This is a genomic window from Maribacter sp. IgM3_T14_3 (assembly GCF_049603095.1).
Taxonomy (GTDB): Bacteria; Bacteroidota; Bacteroidia; order Flavobacteriales; family Flavobacteriaceae; genus Maribacter.
Window position 1 is genome coordinate 768,265 of the sequence record NZ_CP187138.1, and the last position, 20,002, is coordinate 788,266.

Consider the following 20,002-nt stretch of genomic DNA (forward strand, 5'->3'; position numbering starts at 1 on the left):
TTTAAACAGGGTGCAAATTTATATCTTTTTTATCGTTCCAACAACAATAAACATCACATTTTTAAAATTTCTTTTTGAAGCAACTCAAAAGCCTTATTTACAGACTTTTCCACAACCCTCTCACGAGTGCTTCCCATTTGAAATTCTTGTACAATTTTCGTCTTCGGTCCATCTATTGCAATAAATACTGTTCCTACCTTGGCATTTGAATCGCCTTTTGTAGGTCCTGCATTACCTGTTGTGGCTATTGCAAAATCGGTTTTCATCAATTCCTTTGCACCTTTTGCCATTGCTGTTGCCACTTCAGAACTTACTACAGAATGTTGCTCTATTAATTCTTTAGGCACCTTAAGCACGTTTATTTTAGCTTCGGTGGCATAACTGACCACCGTACCTTTAAAGTAGTTTGAGGCACCAGGAATCGATGTTATTCTTTCCGCAATTTTACCTCCCGTAAAACTTTCGGCAGTGGATAGCGTTAAATTTTTATCTGTCAATAATTTCGCGACAATTTCTTCTAAACTTTCATCATCTTCTAGTCCGTAAACAATATCCCTTATCAACGGATATAATTTATCAGACTCGGCATTCATGGCAGCTGCCAATTCATCATAATTAGGTCCTTTACCCGATAATCGCAACCGTACCTTACCCAAATTAGGTAAGTATGCCAATTTAATGTTAGAAGGTAAATTATCTTCCCAAGCCTCAATTCGAGCGGCAATTGCACTCTCACCTAAACCATAGGTTATTATCGTTCTATGAATAATATGTGGTCTTTTATAATAAACTGCCAATTTAGGAATTACAGATTCCGTCATAAGGTACTTCATCTCAAAAGGCACGCCAGGCATTGAAATGAATGTTACTTCATTTTGTCTGATCAGCATACCAGGTGCAGTACCGTTCGCATTATGTAAAACCTCGGCCTTACTTGGTACCAAAGCCTGCATTCTATTAATATCTGATATTGGGGTGTTGCTTATATATTTAGCAAACAGTTCTTCTACATGCGCCAATACTTCTGCATTCTCAATTAGTTCGTCATTGAAGAATTCGCACAGTGTGTGTTTGGTGATATCATCTTTCGTCGGACCCAGACCACCTGTAATTAAAACAACATCTACACGTTCTGATGCATCTTTAAAAGCCTTTAAGATATGTTCGCGGTCATCTTGAATCGAAGTAATCTGATATACCGAAATACCAATTTTATTCAGCTCTTTACCTATAAATGCGGAATTCGTATCAATAACTTGACCGATGAGAATTTCATCGCCAATGGTAATTATTTCGGCTAGCATTATAAGTGAAAATCGTTTTTTAACTCTGCTACAACCTGGTTGATATCAGTCTTGAGCAATGGAAATCTTTTCTCTATCTCAGCCATATTAGCCTCTTGCTTACCCAAAGTTTCTAGCTCTAAAGCTATGGCGCGGGTTTGCTCCATTCCGAGTAAATCTACATTTGGCTTAATCTTATGTGCAAGTTTACACACTTGATCATGGTCTTTTTCTAGCAGGGCTTTTTCTAAAGCTTCTAAATCTTCAGGTACTTCTTCCAAAAAAACAGCAATAACAGAATTTATAAAATCCTGATCACCTTCTGCCATCTCATTAATCTTATCCAGGTTATAAATCATTATTTAATTTTTAAGGTAAAAAGCTCTCTATTTTCCAAACTACCTGTAAGATAGTCATTTGGACTTATTTTGCCAACACCGGCAGGTGTTCCAGTAAAAATAATATCTCCTTTTTTCAACATAAAGAACGTTGAAACATAGGCGATTATTTCATCTATCTTCCAAAGCATAAAACTGGTATTGCCTTCTTGAACAACCTCATCATTCTTTAACAACTTAAAATTAAGATTATTGACATCTTTAAAATCTGTCTTTGGCAACCACTCGCCTATTACCGCGGCACCATCAAAACCTTTGGCTTTCTCCCAAGGCAGACCCTTCTCTTTTAATTTAGACTGTACATCTCTTGCTGTAAAATCTATTCCCAGACCAATCTCATCATAATAGGTAGGTGCAAATTCTTGGCTAATATGTTTGCCTACTTTTTTGATTTTTACCAAAACCTCAACTTCATAATGTACATCATTTGAGAATTCGGGAATATAAAAATCTTGCTGTTTTGGCAAAACAGAAGAATCTGGTTTTATAAAAACTACCGGTTCTTCGGGTCTTTCGTTCTTAAGTTCATCGATATGCGCAGTGTAATTTCTGCCAATACATATAATCTTCATACTTATTTTATCTTTTATTTGAAAATTTAAGACTTATCGCAGGTATCAAATTCTCATTATTACCTGGTGCTTTAATTGCAAAATCTGTCCATTCGCCCATACCATAAACCATTGTTTTAAAATTCTGGTTTTTTTGATAAACAGCAGCAAATGTAGGTGCAAAACGGTCTTCTACAACGTTCTTGATCGTAATAGCATGTTTATAGGTATTTGTGTACCAGTTATACGGAAGAAATATCCATTCTAACCCCACATATATACCTTCGTCAGGTATTCTAATGTTCATGCTCGATAAGTCGATAGAAACATAATCTTCTGTTTTTGAACTTTCTAATATGATACTTTTTCGAATGATATCGTTACTTGGTTTACGTGTGTCTTTATCTACATCATACAAACGAAGTCTAAATTTTGACGACTCTCTCTTAAACTGACTATTTTGCTGAACGTGAATGGTAATTTTCTCTAAATACTTTTTGGCAGCCCCAATATTCGGGAAGTATAACGCCAATACCCATGGAGTCTCTGCTGACGAAAAACCACTTTTAATACTATACGAACTAACTGGGTTTAACACTTGCGAATTTCCTAAGCTCTGAACAACGACCACCTCTTCAAGCTCAAAAGTTTCCTCTTGCATATATATCTTCTTTTTCTCTTTAATAACCCTCGCCGGCATAATAGTATCTTTGAAACCTAACGCCGATACATGCACATCTCGCTCTAAATAATCTTCGGGAACATCGATGTAAAAATACCCCTCTTCATCACTTGAAGTTCCTTTTAAGGTCTTTAAAAAACTAATATTGGCATACGGTACAGCCGTTTTTGTTTTATCATCATATACATGACCTTCGACCAAAACTTCTTGGGCATGACTTACCCCCATCATCAAAAGAAATATTACTAAACAAATGCGCATTTTTAACCTAATTTATTATTGAGTTTGCTCAGTTTAATTTGAGTAAGAATCTTTTTTGTGTACAATGGAAAATCGGCATTTAGCATCCAACCGAAATACCCTGGTTCATTTTCTAAAACCGCATGAACCTTTTTGCCTTTATGCTTACCAAAAGAGAATACCTCTTCCCCTTCTTCATCCATAGCTATAAAACCTGCGAAATCTACCGATTGCTTTCTTCTTGAGAATTCTGAAAGTTTTTTGATATTATTTTCAAGATCAGGGTATCTATCTAATTGAGAAAGCAATACTTCATACGTAGCATTGGTATCTGCCGCTGCACTATGCGCATCGGTTAAATCTTTATCACAATAGAATTTATAAGCTGCTTCTAACGTACGTTTTTCCATCTTATGAAAAATGGTCTGCACATCTACAGATACCGTATTTTTCATATCGAAATCGATATCTGCACGTAATAATTCTTCTGCCAATAAAGGAATATCAAATCGATCGGAATTGAATCCGCCTAAATCACTATCCTTTATAATCTTATAAATTTCTTTTGAAAGTTCTTTGAAAGTTGGTTCGTTAGCAACCTTTTCATTCGTTATACCATGAACGGCAATTACCTCTTCTGGTATTACCATCTCAGGATTAACTAACCATGTTTTACTCTCTTTATTACCGTTAGGGTAAACTTTTAATATCGCTATTTCTACAATACGATCTTTTGCTACATTGACCCCAGTTGTCTCTAAATCAAAGAAGCAAATAGGTCTGGTAAGCTTTAATTCCATACGTGTTCTACTTTTAACAAAGATACCCTTTCGTTTTTTAGACACATATAATTACTCGCTATTAATTTTTTGCCTCGAAATTTAGAAACTAAAATAATTTCAAAAAATTCAACACAATTAGTATGTTAAAATACTTCTCAAACCTTTATAAACCAATATAATATGCAAAAAAAGTCCGACAACACAAGAAGTATTGTCGGATTTTTAACTATAGATTTTTATACATCTAAATTTCTCGGTTTACATCCCACCCTTCAAGATAGTCGGCTACAGCTTTTGCGAACATACTACCTAAAGCACCGTTTACAACTCTATGATCATAACTGTGCGATAGATACATTTTACTACGAATACCAATAAAATCTCCTTCAGGAGTCTCAATTACTGACGGTATTTTTCTTATAGCACCTAACGCCAAAATACCTACTTGTGGCTGATTAATAATCGGTGTACCAAATACACTACCAAATGTACCTACATTAGTAACGGTATACGTACCTCCCTGAACTTCATCTGGTTTTAAAGCGTTATTTCTTGAACGATCTGCCAAGTCATTTATAACCTTGGCCATGCCTACCAAATTCAGTTGATCTGCATTTTTGATCACAGGAACGATTAAATTACCATCTGGTAACGCAGCCGCCATACCTATATTAATATTCTTCTTTTTAATTACGGTATCGCCATCTACTGAAATATTCATCATCGGATATTTCTTTAACGCCTTAGCTACCGCCTCCATAAAAATTGGAGTAAAAGTAAGTTTTTCACCTTCGCTTTTAAAGAACGCGTCTTTTAGCTTGTTACGCCAATTCACGATATTGGTTACATCAACTTCGATAAAACTTTGAACATGTGCAGATGTAGAAACACTGTCTGTCATATGCTTGGCAATTAATTTGCCCATTCGTGTCATCGGTATAACCTCATCGCCACGAGAAATTGGCATACTAGGTTTTTCGGCCGCAGGTGTTTCTGCTTTAGCAACTGGTGCCGCAGCTACGCTATCTTGCACATCTACTTTAGCAGGTGTAGCAACTTGTTCTACCGGCTTGGTAACTCCGGTTTTAACGAAGCTTAATATATCATCTTTGGTAACCCTACCATCTTTACCTGTACCAGGTATTGTTTCTAACACGTCGAAAGAAATACCCTCTTCTTTAGCTATGTTTTTAACTAACGGAGAATAAAAACGATCAGAGGCCCCACTTAAATGAACATTTGAAGTTTCTGCCCTAGCTTGAGCTACAGCCGATTCAGCTACAGCAACCATTTCTTCAAGAACTGGTTCTTGCTCCTTTTCTTCATTGACCATGTTCGAAACATCTGGTACATCTACATCATCACCAACTTGTATGATGGCCACGGTTTGCCCCACTTTGACAATATCATCAATATTGAAGCATTTTTCAATTAAAATGCCATCTACCTCGCTCGGCACCTCACTATCAACTTTATCTGTAGCAATTTCAAAAATGGCCTCGTCCATTTCAATCGTATCACCTACCTCTTTTAACCATGACGTTAATGTTGCTTCTGCAACACTCTCTCCCATACGTGGTAGTTTCAATTCAAATTTTGGCATATCGATAATTTAAAGCTTGTTTTGTTTATATTTTTTGCAAAAATAATAAAATAAATACCTTTTTATTGACATTTACTTGAAATTCAAAAAACTAATCTTGTCGAAAAGAACCCTCAAACGGCACTCTATTCAATATACTTCTTCCTAAAGTAACCTCATCAGCATATTCTAATTCATCGCCAACAGCTATACCCCTTGCAATTGTAGAGGTTTTTACAGCTAACCCTTCTATTTGTCTATAGATATAAAAATTGGTGGTGTCGCCTTCCATAGTTGAGCTTAATGCAAAAATTAATTCTTTTACGACGCCTTTTCTCACTTTATCTACCAAGGTTCCTATTTTCAAATTCTGAGGACCAATGCCCTCCATAGGTGATATTTTACCCCCAAGCACATGATACTTTCCTCTAAATTGACCTGTATTTTCAATGGCCATAACATCTCTAATATCTTCTACGACACATACTACTGCATCATCTCTTTTAGGGTTGGCACATATTTCGCACATTGTGGTATCTGAAATATTATGGCAATTTTCGCAAAATTGTATTTTACTTCTTAAATCTACCAAAGATGTAGAAAGATTTTCTGTTCGTTGCTCTGGCTGCTTCAATAAATGCAATACCAAACGCAATGCGGTTCGCTTACCGATACCTGGCAACTGCGAAACTTCATATACTGCGTTTTCTAATAATTTTGACGAAAAATCCATAGGCTTAATTCGGTATAAATTTACAACTAAACTTGAAAAGCATACCTCACCCTTTTCACAAAATTATTTAACATTTAAAAAGTTTAGAACATATAATTACTATACAGAAACCATCTTAATCAAGAAGTGTTTTCTATAAATCAGAAAATCTAAAAGTTATTTGTCATGACCAGCTTCGATCACCGTAAGTAATAATGCTAATTTTATGGCTTCTGCTCCATTTTCATTAACCCACCATTCATGAAGTGAATGTGCGCCGCCGCCAACGCCTCCTCTACCAATCGTTATTGCCGGAACACCTAAAGAAATTGGAATGTTACCATTTGTTGACCCTCTGGTAAGACTTGGTTCATACCCAAATAAACTAGTGGTACTAATGGCACGCTGCACTAACGGGGTATCTAACGAGAGTTCTCCAGATGGTCTGTCCCCAATCTTTATTAACTCTAATGAAATTTTATCATCAACTCCGGTATTATTATACTCCTCTAAAGCGGTCTGCATTGATTGTTTAAAAATAGCTTCTACCTCTTTTAATCTGCCACTATCTACTGACCGCATATCAACTTCCATCCAAGATTCAAAAGGAATAGAATTTACAGAAGTACCACCTCCCATTCTACCTATATTAAAACTTGTTTTAGCTCCTTCATCTGTAAATACTTTTGCATTCTCTGTAAATTCTTTTATTGCGAAACCAAGCGCATGATGAGGATTTGCCAACCCAAAAGCTCCCCATGAGTGACCTCCTTTTCCTGTGAATAAAGCTTTATATCTAACTGAACCCAACCCTGCATTATTAACCCTGCCAATAGCACCACCATCAATTGATATCCAAGAGTCTATTTTTACCGCACCATCTCTAAACAAATGCTTAACACCACGTAAATCTCCTAAACCTTCTTCACCCACTGTACCAACGAACCAAACATCTGCCTTGGTTTTTAAATCAGCCTTTTTCATTGCCTTAAAAACAGCAATTAACATAGAGAGCCCTCTGGTGTCATCACCTATACCTGGTGCGAATAGGGTATCTCCTTTCTTCTCTACTGTTACATCTGTACCTTCAGGAAAAACAGTATCTAAATGAGCATCTAAAACAACTATCTTACCACCATCTGTTCCTTTTTTAATTCCAATAACATTACCAACCTCATCTATTGATACGTTTTCTAAACCTGCTTCAATAAACATATTTTTAAACGCTTCTGCTCTTTTAGCTTCCATGAATGGCGGAGCCGGTATTTCGGTCAACTTAATTAAGTCTTTCTCCGTTTCATTTTCAATCGCGTCTATAAACTCAAAAGCACTTTTAATACTTTTATCTTTTAATAGCTTTCCAACCTCTTTGTTAATTTTTTTGTCCGCTATTATACTTTCCTGACCAATCAACACATTACTAACTAATAAACTGATTATTAATAAGGGAAGTAAAGCCCTGTTCTTTAAAAGAAATTCTCGTCGCATGATTAATTTAGTTTAGGATTTATTACTGTAAAAGGTATCAAATTTTAATGGGTAAAGAAATATTCGAATAGATTTTCATTTACTAATTAAAGTATTCTCAATTTAAACTTTAAGATTTTAAGTTATCGCACTACCTCCTGTAACTTTTTGTAATTTGCCGCAAATTTTACACCATGAACGCCTCTCATATTTTAATTTTAATTTCTGGTTACTTTGTTTTGCTTTTGATTATCTCCTATTTCACGGGCAAAAATGATACTAACGAAGATTTCTTTAAGGCCGGTAAGCAGTCGCCATGGTATTTAGTGGCTTTTGGTATGGTGGGTGCGTCTTTATCTGGAGTAACCTTTATTTCTGTACCGGGTTGGGTCGACGCTTCTCAGTTCAGCTACATGCAGGTTGTTTTTGGGTACTTTTTAGGCTACATGGTTACCGCGTTTGTACTTCTTCCTATTTATTACAAACAAAATGTTACTTCAATTTATCAGTATTTAGATGATCGCTTTGGTTTCGTAAGTTATAAAGTGGGCGCTATTTCATTTTTCATCTCTAGAGTTCTTGGTGCTGCATTTCGCTTATTTCTAGTGGCTATCGTTTTACAGCAATTCGTGTTCGATGCCTGGAACGTTCCTTTTGAAATTACCGTAATTCTGTCCATTTTACTTATTTGGATCTATACCTTTAAAGGTGGAATAAAAACAATTGTCTGGACCGACACCTTACAAACCCTATTTATGCTAGTATCTGTAGGGTTATCAATGTATTTTATATTGGATAAAATGGACTGGACCTTCATAGAATTTATAAACTCTGAAGAATTAGGACAGTATAGCAAGACCTTTTTTACTGATGACCTTTCTTCTAAAAACCATTTGGTAAAATCATTTTTAGGCGGAATGTTCATTACTATCTGTATGACGGGACTTGATCAAGACATGATGCAAAAGAACCTGACGTGTAGAAATCTGGGTGAAGCTCAAAAAAATATGGTCAGCTTTAGTATTGTACTAGTAGTGGTCACTTTTGTGTTTATGCTTTTAGGTGCATTGCTTTTTATTTACGCAGATACGCACAACATTTCATTACCACTTATGGACGGAACGCCGAAGTCTGATCTTTTATTTCCTGAAATTGCATTAAACAGTGGCTTAGGCATAACGGTTGCCGTTACGTTTATGCTAGGTTTAATTGCCGCGGCCTACAGTAGCGCAGACAGCGCACTTACCTCGTTAACTACATCATTTTGTGTGGATTTTTTAAACACCGAAAAAAAATCTGAACACCTAGCTAAAAAAACCCGCAGAATTACACACATTGGCATGAGTGTTTTGTTAATTCTAGTGGTCATCTCTTTTAAATATATATTGGATAAAAATGTAATTGATGGATTATTAACGGTAGCCTCATATACCTACGGACCGCTGCTAGGATTATTCTCTTTCGGAATTTTTACCAAACATCAAATAAAAGATAAATATGTTTGGATCGTTGCACTGGTATGTGTATCGATAATTCTCATTTTAGCGAAGTTGCCTACTGAGTATTTAGGTGGTTATATTTTCGGATATGAACTTTTGCCGTTGAATGGTCTGCTAACCTTTGTAGGATTATGGCTCATTCGTAAAAAAAAGACAATCACTAACATTACCGATATCGCCTAATATTGACCAGTACCCAAAAGCACCAAAGTACAAGCAATATCTACTTCTATACCGCTATTCTCCAATAGTTTATAGAACTCCAGATTTTCTGTACCAGGATTAAAAATTACCCTTTTAGGAGCCAAAGAAATTATACTATTATAATATTCTTCTTGTCTTTTTGGATTTATATATAGGGTAATTGTATGAATATCACTAATTTTGTGTAAATTATTGCTGATATTGACTCCTGAAACCTCACCTTCTCTCAATCCATAAGCTAAGGTTTCAACCCCCGAATCAACAAGTCTATGTATCGCTAAATTGCTATATCGATTTGGTTTTAAGGAGGCTCCGAATACTAGGGTCTTTTTCATGATAAAATAATGTTAAATAATATAAATTTTGTAACTAATTAGGCAATATTTCGTCTATTATTAAAGTTAGATACTCTGCGAGTATAAAGATTTTGTTGGTAACGCTATATGTTTATAGTTAATGGTTAGTGTTTAGTATAGCCTATCAGCATTTGAAGCCCGACTTCCAATTCATTTTGGAATGTTCGGGTTTCTTCTTTTAAAAGCTTTTCTAAACCTTTTGTTTACTTTAAATTATATTGAATATGAAATAATTACCTATTTCTAGTAACAATAGAACCGTAATCGCGTCTATTACTTTATATAGGGATATTTAATAATGAAGATTGGTTGGTTTTTTCTTATTGAGTAAAACTATATAGCACCCATAGCCAAAACTATGGGTGCTTTATTTTAGAGTATTATTACCATCTAATGATGACACTGCCCCAGGTAAAACCACTACCAAATGCAGCTAAAACTACTAAGTCTCCACTTTTCACCTTACCTTCTTCCCATGCCTCTGTAAGCGCTATCGGAATAGATGCTGCTGTAGTGTTACCATATTTCGTAATATTATTAAATACCTGGTCATCACTAAGCTGGAATTTCTTTTGAATAAATTGAGATATTCTTAAATTGGCTTGATGCGGAACCAATAAATCAATATCGGTAGCATTCAATTTATTTTTCTCTAAACCTTCTACTATAACCTCACTGAAACGAACAACTGCATTTTTAAATACAAATTGACCATTCATATGCGGATAATAAGATTCGTCATTAGGATCATTATCTTCAATGATATCAGTTACCCATCTATTACCCATACCAGGTGCAATCAAAGAAAGTTCTTCTGCATGCTGACCTTCTGAATGTAAATGAGTCGATAATATACCTTTAGTGTTATCTTCTTCTCTGGTCAAAACTGCCGCACCGGCACCATCACCAAAAATTACAGAAACTCCCCTACCTCGTGTAGTCATATCTAATCCATGAGAGTGAAGTTCCGAACCTATGACAAGTACATTTTTATACATGCCTGTTTTTATATACTGATCTGCAATAGAAATAGCATAGACAAAACCAGAACATTGGTTACGTACATCTAACGCACCAACGGTTTTAATACCTAAATCTCTTTGAACCAATACACCAGGACCAGGGAAATAGTAATCGGGACTCAAAGTAGCAAAGACGATAAAATCAATGTCGTCTTTATCGATACCCGCTCTTTCAATTGCAATTTTTGCAGATTTTACACCCATAGTTGTGGTGGTGTCGCCATCACCCTTAACTACATGTCTTCTTTCTTTTATACCAGTACGTTCTTGGATCCAGGCATCATTTGTTTCCATCACCTTTGACAAATCATCGTTTGTCACTACGTTATCAGGTACATAATGACCTAAGCCAATTATTTTTGAATTATACATAGTAATATTTTAATCCTGAAAAAGCTCAGGTAGAATTAGTGTTGCAATATAAACAACTATTAAGAATTCTATTTGAAAATATAACAATCATCTACTATCAATATGACAGTGGAATAATTAGCTCAAATATTTCTTGAAGTCATTCACTTTAATATTTGCCTTTAAATCATGTAGTAGATTATAAAGACCAAAGAAGGTACGGTTCATATACAAAAAGTGCTTTGAACCTCTATTACCATTCATTTTTCTTATTTGCTTATCAGAAGAAAATTGCTCGCCTAATGCTGCAATTTTACCCCAAAATACCTCGTCGCCGAAATCAAAATCTTCATTATGAAATGGTGATGTAAATAAGCTTAACAATTGATGAAATATAGATTTAAAAAATAATATTTCATCTGGCGAATCAGTAGCCATCAGTATTTCTAGCTCATATAGCTTCTCGGTAAATTTCTCATCATTTGATATTACCTCTGGTCTTGCCAATTCAAAATACGGTACATAAAAGGAATCTGGCACTTCTTTAATACAACCAAAATCAATAGCAATAAGCTCTTCACTACCATTTACCAAGAAATTACCAGGGTGTGGATCGGCATGTACTTTTCTCAACCCATGAATTTGAAACATATAGAAATCCCACAGGGCTTGCCCTAATTTATCGCCTGTAGCTTGAGAGAAACCTGTTTTTGTAAATTCGCTCAGGTGCTTCCCTGTCATCCAGTCCATGGTAATAATACGTGAACTTGATAGTTCGGTATAATATTTAGGAAAAATGATATTCGGTATCACCGAACATGCTTCAGTAATCTCTTTACTTTGTGCTACTTCTAGAATATAGTCTGTCTCTTCGACCAGCTTATTTTCAACTTCTTTAAAATATTTATCTGAATCTTTACCTTTAAGATTGAACATACGAATTGCAATAGGCTTCACAATCGCCAAATCGCTACTTATACTTTGCGCTACACCTGGGTACTGAATTTTTACAGCCAAATTTTTACCGTCTTTGGTAGCTTTATGTACTTGCCCTATACTAGCAGCGTTTATAGAATCTTTATCAAAAGTGTCAAAAACCTCTTCTGGGTATTTGTCTAAATACTTTTTAAATGTTTTTCGAACTAATGGCGCAGATAATGGGGGAACTGAAAACTGAGACAAAGAAAACTTCTCTACATATGCATTTGGCAGTAGATTCTTTTCCATACTTAACATCTGGGCAACTTTAAGCGCACTACCTTTTAACGATTTTAATCCGTCATATATATCTGCGGCATTATCTTCGTTTAATTCATCTTTTGTAGTATTTGGATTGATGATTTTTTTACCTAAATACTTGGCATAATTACCACCAATCTTAGCTCCGGTTTTCACCAGCTTACTTGCACGTTCTATCTTTCCGGTAGGTATTTTATCAAGTGTTTTCAAATCGTAGGGGTTAGATTAGGCAAAAGTTTCTTTGTACAGAAATTTCCCGAAGTCTAGAATATTCTCTAGTGGTGTGTTATCAAATACATCGAAAATAGTGTTTACAGATTTTTCAATAGCAACATCTGTTTTTTCAAAAGCTGCAGAATCATCCGATTTCCAAAAATTCATTAAAAACATAGTCTGTAACCATGCCCCTTCTGAAAACAATTGTGGATTGTGTTTCGTGATTTTTAAATTCTTGTTCGCATTACCATCTGCAATCAAGCCCTTAGAGAACTCTTTAATGTTTTTTCTAAGTCCTTTTAACTGCTCCATATTCTTAAATGAACCAGAAGCACATTCCATTATAAATAAGACGTAACTTCTATTTAGTGTCAATACTTCGAAGAACGTGTAGAAAAATGTAAGCATCTTATCTCTATTGGTAAAATCTTGATATTCTTTATTTTTCTCTATCACACTAACCGTGTTCATATAAAAAGTATCCCAAATTCCATTTTTAACAGAATCTATCGATCCAAAATGAAGATAAAAATCTGATTCTTCAATAGCATTTACTTTACAAAACTTATAGACTGTTTTTGGTACATGCTCGTTCTCTAAAACGTAGTCCATAAACATTGTTATAATCGTCTCTTTCGTTACTTTTTTGGCTTTTGTAGGCATATCAAATTATTTTTATATAAGGTACGATGCAGATTTGATAGTTAGCCGTTTTCATAAAACATTAGCTTTTATTTAGCAAAAACGTGCTATTAAAAAATAGCACGTTTTCAAAACAACCTAACCAATAAATAATCAACATGTGATTATGCTTAAAATTCTTTCTCATAGCACTTTTTCATAATCACACTACAAATATACATTATGTTTAACCTTTTTCAATATTTCATAAACAAAAAGATTTGTTAAACTTTTAAAGGCAGTAAACTGTCAGTTTGTCACATTAAGCTATTGTGGTATTTTTTTTGACCAATAGCAACGAACAATCATTATTAATAATGGCCGCACTAACTGTGGCATAAAAAATATAAAAATGGCAACAGGTAAAATTAATGTGTCCGTAGACAACATATTCCCACTCATCAAGAAGTTCTTGTACAGTGATCATGAAATTTTTTTAAGAGAGTTAATTTCGAATGCAACCGATGCAACCTTAAAGATGAAGCACTTGACCACAATTGGCGAGGCGAAGGTTGAATATGGCAACCCCATTATTGAGGTTAAAATAGATAAAGAAGGAAAGAAACTTCATGTTATTGACCAAGGTCTTGGTATGACAGAAGAAGAAGTTAAAAAGTATATTAATGAAGTGGCGTTTTCTGGCGCTGAAGAGTTTTTGAATAAATATGAAGACTCTGCAAAAGATTCAGGAATTATAGGTCATTTCGGACTTGGATTCTATTCTGCATTTATGGTTGCCCATAAAGTAGAGATTATTACCAAGAGTTATAAAGATGAACCTGCAGTGCAATGGTCTTGTGACGGTTCGCCTGAGTTTATAATGGAACCAGCTGAGAAAGAAACTCGTGGTACAGAAATCATTCTTCATATTGCAGATGATTCTACCGAGTTTTTAGAAAATGGTAAAATAGAAAGCTTACTTAGTAAGTATAACAAGTTTATGCCTATTCCGATTAAATTCGGAATGAGAACTGAAACTTTACCAAAACCTGAAGGAGCAAAAAAGGAAGATCCAGCACCTACACAAGAGGTTGATAACATCGTTAACAACCCTAACCCGGCGTGGACAAAGCTACCTGCAGATTTAAAGCCAGAAGACTATAAAAGTTTTTACAGAGAGCTTTACCCAATGCAGTTCGAAGAGCCTTTATTCCATATTCATTTAAATGTAGATTATCCTTTTAACCTTACTGGTATTCTATATTTTCCAAAACTATCTAACGATTTAAATCAGCAGAAAGATAAAATTCAGTTGTACCAAAATCAGGTATTCGTAACTGACAATGTTGAAGGTATTGTACCAGAATTTTTGACCATGTTACGTGGTGTTATCGATTCTCCAGATATTCCGTTAAACGTATCTCGTTCGTATTTACAGGCTGATGGTGCGGTGAAGAAAATATCTTCTTACATCACTAGAAAGGTAGCCGATAAAATGAACTCGTTGTTCAAAAATGATCGTGCCGAGTTTGAAGCAAAATGGAACGATATTAAAATCGTTATAGAATACGGAATGCTTTCTGAAGATAAATTCTTTGACAAAGCAGATAAGTTTGCCCTTTACCCAACAGTAGATGGTTCTTACTTTACGTTTGATGAGTTAATAGAGAAGATAAAAGAAACACAAACAGATAAAGACGGAAAAACGGTTATTCTTTACGCATCTGACAAAGAAGCGCAACACAGTTATATTGAAACTGCGAAGGCTAAAGGTTATGAAGTATTGTTATTGGATTCGCCAATTATCGGTCACTTAATGCAGAAGCTAGAAAGTTCTAAAGAGAATATTTCTTTTGCTCGTGTAGATGCTGATCATATTGATAAATTGATTCAGAAAGAGGAAACTCAAATCTCTAAATTATCTGATGAGGAAAAAGAGACTTTGAAGAAAGAATTGGAAGAAGCAATTACAGATAAAAGCTTTACGGTTCAATTAGAAGCTATGGATAGTGATTCTTCTCCGTTCACTATTACAGAGCCTGAGTTTATGCGTCGTATGAAAGAAATGCAACAGACCGGTGGCGGTGGTATGTTCGGTATGGGCTCTATGCCAGACATGTATAATCTGATCGTAAACACAAATCACCCATTGGTTAGCGAGTTTTTGAATACAAAGACAGCGAAGAAAAAAGAGCGATTGATCAATCAATCACTTGACTTGGCGAAGTTATCTAAAGGCTTACTTAAAGGTAAAGCTTTAACCGAGTTTATTAAACGTAGTTATGAGATGGTGAAGTAATTTCCATTTCTTATAATTTTGAAAAAGCCACTACATTATTTGTAGTGGCTTTTTTGTTAAATGTTGTTATCTTTCAGTTGAGAAACTACAAATTAAATGAGCACTAACTACCGAAGCGTCAATTTTAAAAAATTACTGGATAAGTTACAGCAAGAAAGTTGGCAATTAGAATTAATTATCTCTGGTTTTGCCATTTATGGGCTATTTGCTGCTAATGAGCCATTAGAATTAAAAGCCGCAGCAAGCTCTGTTGTAGAATCGGATCAATTTGGAATACTATGGGCTGTTATTCTTATATGCTGTCAAATATTTACTTTCAACTTGGTCGTACATGTGCTATTAAGAGGGCTATGGATAGGCGCAATAGGTTTAAGGTATGTATCTGGCGATATTAATTATTCAACACTAAATTATTCAGAGAAATTCACTTCGTACTTAAAGAGAAAAGTTGGCTCTTTTGATCAATATATTGCCAACCTCGAAACCTATTGTAGTATCATTTTTGCAGCTTCATTTTTAATGATTTTTTATGTTATCGGATTCTTTACCGTAACATTTAGTTTCGTTTTAATTACTCAAAGTTTCGAGCTTCTTACTTTTCTTCCAAAATGGGCGATACGGACCCTAATTATAGCACTAGTAATACCTTTTGTCCTTTCATCTTTAGTAGTTTTTATTGACTTTTTAGGTCAAGGATTTTTGAAAAAGAAAAAATGGACATCAACAATATATTTTCCAATATACTGGGTATTCAGCAAACTAACGCTATCCTTTTTATATCGCCCTTTAGCATATAATTTTTTAGATAATAAACTAGGTAAACGCTTAAGTTTTATAATACTCCCTGTATATCTTATAATCGTTACTGTTTCTTCGTTACAATATCGAAATTCGAATTATGTGAATTCTACAAATGATTCTTCTAAATTTCAGATATTAAGTGAGCACTATGATAATTTATCAATCGAAGAAGGGAAATTTATTAACACTGCCTCAATACCTTCAAAAATTATTGAAACTAAATACCTACCTGTTTTCTTAATATATAATGAAGAAATAGAAGATTTTATATTTGATAAAAACAACACCCTAAAACCTGAAGCCGACAAAAGAGGTTTTCAATCTTCATTAACTATTGAATTTAAAAGAGGATACAATGATGCTACTGGAATCAAAGATTCATTGAATTTAAAAGAATACCTTAAAACAGTAAATGAAATCTACAGCATAAAAATAGATTTAGAGAGATATGCCAGTGATTTTATTATAAGTTCAAACGCTAAAGAGAGATTAGGTTTTGAAACCTATTTAAATATTAAAAAGTTAGATGAGGGAAAACACATTTTAACCATAACAGGTCCTACTAAAGAGAATCCAATGAACCCAAAATCTAAGACCGTTGAGAAAGTTTTAGTCACCATTCCCTTTTGGTACTTCCCAGAAAATAGCTCATCACAAAACGCTCAAAATACTATCATATTAAAAGACACTGTAACAACTAATCAATACAAATAGTCTAATTTCTAAATTTAGAAATTAGCAAATATGAAGCATAAAAATCTATAGTTAATCATTTACATAAGCTGTTTTCAACCAATTTAATAACAGTTTGGTCAACTTTAGGTAAACCTTTTATAATAAATACTAGTGCTTTTTTTATCTTCACCACATGAATGTGATTTCAACGAACATAGGAGAAGCAGTAACTTTTGAATGGAACGGCGCCACAGAGCAAACCGGCATATTTAAATACCCAACTTCTAAAAGTTTATTTCTAACCAAAAATAACGTTAAAGATGACACTGTAATAGACCGTGTTCACCATGGTGGCACCAACAAAGCATGCTATCTTTTCTCTGCCGACTATTATGATTATTGGAAGAATCTTTACCCAGATTTAGAATGGGATTGGGGCATGTTCGGTGAAAACCTTACCATAGAAGGTCTTGATGAATCTAAAATTCGCGTCGGCGATATTTATAAGCTAGGCAAAGCGCTCGTGCAAGTTTCTCAGCCACGTGAACCTTGCTATAAACTAGGCATCCGTTTTGGAACGCAAAAAATACTTAAAGAATTTATTACCCATAATCACCCAGGTACCTACATAAAAATACTAGAAGAAGGTCATGTAGCTGCCGGTGATGAAATGATATTAGTTGAGCAATCTGAAAATACATTTACCTCTCAACAATTTTATGAATTGATGTTCGCAAAAGAAAAGTCTCAAGATTTGCTCGAACTGTTCATGACCAACGAAGCTGTACCGCAATACAAAAAGGACAGGTTCAAGAAATACCTATAATATTTTAATATTCAATTCAATGAAAAAATTAATCATACTACTTGCCCTAACTATTGGGCTACATACGCAAGCTCAATTAAAAACGAATGCCGAGGTCACGACCAATCCCACCATTCACAATATTGGCTTCATCACACTATTGGCACATTATTATGAAGATGGATTAAAATTGAATCCCCTAAACGCCACTTTTCAAGGTAATAATAGTTATAATGACACCTTACCTAACTTTCTTTCAGACGATTATAATAAAGAGCTGAAAAACTATTATACCAGCTATTTAAAAAAAGCTGAAAAATTTGATAATGCTCAACTATCGGAAAGTGAGCTCATGTCTAAAGCTATTTTAAAATGGGAATGCGAAGTTAATTTAGAGGGACTCGCTTTCGAACAATATACTCCGATAGATCAAATGTGGTCGATGAATTTAATGATGGGACAATTAGCTGGTGGCACAAGCGCGCAACCTTTTAAGACGACTGATGATTATATGAACTGGAGCAAGCGTTTAGAAGATTATGATGTTTGGTTACAATCCGCTAAAACTAAAATGCAAGCAGGTATAAAGTCTAAAAATGTTTTGCCGAAATCTCTTATTAAAAAAGTATTACCTCAACTGGCTAGTGTTGTTGATACCGAACTTGAAGACAACTTATTCTACAGTCCGATTAAAAACTTCCCTGCCGACTTTTCTGATTCTGATAAGCAAAGATTAACTGAAGTTTATACCGCTGTCATTACCGATAAAATAATTCCGGCATATAAAGAACTACATGATTTTATGGCTACCGAATATTTAGATGCAGGTAGAGAATCTAGCGGAATACAAGGCATACCAGATGGCGATGCCTATTATGCTTATCAGATTAAGTTATACACTACAACAAATATGACCGCTTCAGAAATCCATGAAATAGGATTAAAAGAAGTGGCTAGAATTAGTGCTGAAATGGAAGCTGTTAAAAAACAGGTCGGATTTAAAGGTGACTTAAAGGCGTTCTTCACAGAAGTACGTAACAAAAAAGAATTGATGCCATTTACCGACCCTCAACAGGTAGTTGAAAATTTTAACGCAATTCATAAAAGAATGATGCCTAAGGTAAATGCACTGTTCAGCAAACAACCTAAAACCCCTTTCGAAGTAAGACGAACTGAGGCTTTTAGAGAAGCATCTGCTAGTGCAGAATACAACCCAGGTTCTTTAGACGGTACCAGACCTGGTATTTTTTATGTCCCTATACCAGATGTAACATCATACAACATGTATTCTGATGAAGATTTATTTTTGCATGAGGCTATCCCGGGTCACCACTTTCAAATTTCACTTACCCAAGAAAATGAAGATTTACCACAATTCAGAAAGTCGTTATGGTATAGTGCGTATGGCGAAGGCTGGGCGTTGTATACCGAATCTTTAGGTAAAGAACTTGGTCTATATACCAATCCATATCAGTATTTCGGAATGTTGGGTGCTGAAATGCACCGAGCGGTTCGCTTGGTCGTAGACACCGGTTTGCATTCAAAAGGATGGTCGAGAGAAAAAGCGATTCAGTATTCTTTAGATAATGAAGCAGAGTCTGAAGCTAGTATTACTGCAGAAATTGAAAGATATATGGCCAACCCAGGTCAGGCATTATCATACAAAATTGGTCAGTTGAAAATTATGGAACTTCGCGCTAAGGCTAAAGATAATCTAGGTGACGATTTTGATATTAAAGTTTTTCACGAAAAAGTGCTTGAACTTGGTTGTGTACCATTAGCACTTCTTGAAGGACAAATTATGAATTGGATCAACGCGAACACCAAGGCGTAACTAGATAAAAATTTAACTATGACAGATGCCTGGCATTTATATCTAATGGCTGCAGTTTATATACTTGCAGGCATTATGCATTTTATAAAACCTAAAGTCTATTTAAGAATTATGCCAAGGTATTTACCTTATCATAAGCCGCTTGTTTTACTAAGTGGTCTAGCAGAAATAGTTTTGGGTATCGGTTTACTTTTTGAGCCTACAAGAACCATTGCTGTTTATGGTATCATAGCTATGCTAGTGGTATTCTTATTGGTACACTTTTACATGTTGTCTGGCGAAAAGGCAAGTGCAGGTTTCCCGAAGTGGTTGTTATTATTAAGGTTGCCATTACAATTTGGATTAATGTACTGGGCTTTCATGTATTTGAAAGTATAGAAAAT

At 34.8% G+C, this 20,002-nt stretch carries 18 protein-coding genes; 6 read left to right on the forward strand and 12 right to left on the reverse strand.

Translation table 11 applies throughout. The annotated features are described in order from the left end of the window. Positions 1-53 precede the first annotated feature (53 nt). The 8 genes from ACPF9A_RS03555 to ACPF9A_RS03590 all read right to left on the reverse strand — a co-directional run bounded on the left by ACPF9A_RS03555 (position 54) and on the right by ACPF9A_RS03590 (position 7,718). The gene (locus ACPF9A_RS03555) at positions 54-1,304 is read right to left on the reverse strand and encodes a competence/damage-inducible protein A (protein WP_424001716.1); all 1,251 of its coding nucleotides are present in this window, start codon (positions 1,302-1,304) and stop codon (positions 54-56) included. Further along, complete coding sequence (locus ACPF9A_RS03560; RefSeq protein ID WP_424001718.1) at positions 1,304-1,642, reverse strand: Hpt domain-containing protein; 339 nt, start codon at positions 1,640-1,642, stop codon at positions 1,304-1,306. The genes ACPF9A_RS03555 and ACPF9A_RS03560 overlap by 1 nt, the downstream gene beginning before the upstream one ends. After that, positions 1,642-2,253 (reverse strand): fumarylacetoacetate hydrolase family protein, encoded by a 612-nt coding sequence (locus ACPF9A_RS03565; RefSeq protein ID WP_424001720.1) that lies wholly within the window; start codon positions 2,251-2,253, stop codon positions 1,642-1,644. Before ACPF9A_RS03565 ends, ACPF9A_RS03560 begins: the two co-directional genes overlap by 1 nt. 7 nt (positions 2,254-2,260) lie before the next feature. Then, a complete protein-coding gene (locus tag ACPF9A_RS03570) occupies positions 2,261-3,175 on the reverse strand; it encodes a carboxypeptidase-like regulatory domain-containing protein (RefSeq protein ID WP_424001722.1) in 915 nt (304 codons plus the stop codon). A 2-nt stretch (positions 3,176-3,177) separates the two neighbouring features. Then, complete coding sequence (locus ACPF9A_RS03575; RefSeq protein ID WP_424001724.1) at positions 3,178-3,954, reverse strand: exonuclease domain-containing protein; 777 nt, start codon at positions 3,952-3,954, stop codon at positions 3,178-3,180. Between the two features lie 226 nt (positions 3,955-4,180). Then, a complete protein-coding gene (locus ACPF9A_RS03580) occupies positions 4,181-5,539 on the reverse strand; it encodes a dihydrolipoamide acetyltransferase family protein (protein ID WP_424001726.1) in 1,359 nt (452 codons plus the stop codon). A gap of 91 nt (positions 5,540-5,630) precedes the next feature. Further along, a complete protein-coding gene (recR, locus tag ACPF9A_RS03585) occupies positions 5,631-6,251 on the reverse strand; it encodes a recombination mediator RecR (RefSeq protein ID WP_424001728.1) in 621 nt (206 codons plus the stop codon). A gap of 156 nt (positions 6,252-6,407) precedes the next feature. Continuing rightward, positions 6,408-7,718: a M20/M25/M40 family metallo-hydrolase gene (locus ACPF9A_RS03590; protein WP_424001730.1), complete on the reverse strand. Its 1,311-nt coding sequence runs from the start codon at positions 7,716-7,718 to the stop codon at positions 6,408-6,410. Between the two features lie 173 nt (positions 7,719-7,891). On the opposite strand from ACPF9A_RS03590, the gene ACPF9A_RS03595 reads away from it, so the two are divergent. Further along, positions 7,892-9,379, forward strand: a complete 1,488-nt coding sequence (locus ACPF9A_RS03595; RefSeq protein WP_424001732.1) for a sodium:solute symporter — start codon at positions 7,892-7,894, stop codon at positions 9,377-9,379. On the opposite strand, the gene ACPF9A_RS03600 is transcribed toward ACPF9A_RS03595, so the two are convergent. The 4 genes from ACPF9A_RS03600 to ACPF9A_RS03615 all read right to left on the reverse strand — a co-directional run bounded on the left by ACPF9A_RS03600 (position 9,376) and on the right by ACPF9A_RS03615 (position 13,247). Beyond that, on the reverse strand, positions 9,376-9,735 hold the full coding sequence (locus ACPF9A_RS03600; RefSeq protein ID WP_424001734.1) for a CoA-binding protein: 360 nt from the start codon (positions 9,733-9,735) through the stop codon (positions 9,376-9,378). The genes ACPF9A_RS03595 and ACPF9A_RS03600 overlap by 4 nt on opposite strands. 404 nt (positions 9,736-10,139) lie before the next feature. Next, positions 10,140-11,150 (reverse strand): 3-oxoacyl-ACP synthase III family protein, encoded by a 1,011-nt coding sequence (locus ACPF9A_RS03605; RefSeq protein ID WP_424001736.1) that lies wholly within the window; start codon positions 11,148-11,150, stop codon positions 10,140-10,142. A 117-nt stretch (positions 11,151-11,267) separates the two neighbouring features. After that, on the reverse strand, positions 11,268-12,578 hold the full coding sequence (locus ACPF9A_RS03610; protein WP_424001738.1) for an ABC1 kinase family protein: 1,311 nt from the start codon (positions 12,576-12,578) through the stop codon (positions 11,268-11,270). Positions 12,579-12,593: 15 nt separating this feature from the next. After that, positions 12,594-13,247: a TetR family transcriptional regulator C-terminal domain-containing protein gene (locus tag ACPF9A_RS03615; protein WP_424001740.1), complete on the reverse strand. Its 654-nt coding sequence runs from the start codon at positions 13,245-13,247 to the stop codon at positions 12,594-12,596. A gap of 370 nt (positions 13,248-13,617) precedes the next feature. Here ACPF9A_RS03615 and htpG point away from each other — a divergent pair, with 370 nt between their 5' ends. From htpG to ACPF9A_RS03640, 5 genes are all read left to right on the forward strand, one after another. Further along, a complete protein-coding gene (gene htpG, locus ACPF9A_RS03620; RefSeq protein ID WP_424001742.1) occupies positions 13,618-15,504 on the forward strand; it encodes a molecular chaperone HtpG in 1,887 nt (628 codons plus the stop codon). A 96-nt stretch (positions 15,505-15,600) separates the two neighbouring features. Beyond that, positions 15,601-17,019, forward strand: a complete 1,419-nt coding sequence (locus ACPF9A_RS03625) for a hypothetical protein (RefSeq protein WP_424001744.1) — start codon at positions 15,601-15,603, stop codon at positions 17,017-17,019. A gap of 154 nt (positions 17,020-17,173) precedes the next feature. Beyond that, positions 17,174-17,806 carry an MOSC domain-containing protein gene (locus ACPF9A_RS03630; protein WP_424001746.1) on the forward strand — a complete coding sequence of 211 codons (633 nt, stop codon included), beginning with the start codon at positions 17,174-17,176 and terminating at the stop codon, positions 17,804-17,806. Between the two features lie 19 nt (positions 17,807-17,825). Continuing rightward, positions 17,826-19,619, forward strand: coding sequence for a DUF885 domain-containing protein (locus ACPF9A_RS03635; RefSeq protein WP_424001748.1), 1,794 nt, complete (start codon positions 17,826-17,828; stop codon positions 19,617-19,619). Between the two features lie 18 nt (positions 19,620-19,637). Next, complete coding sequence (locus ACPF9A_RS03640; protein WP_424001750.1) at positions 19,638-19,997, forward strand: DoxX family protein; 360 nt, start codon at positions 19,638-19,640, stop codon at positions 19,995-19,997. Positions 19,998-20,002 lie beyond the last annotated feature (5 nt).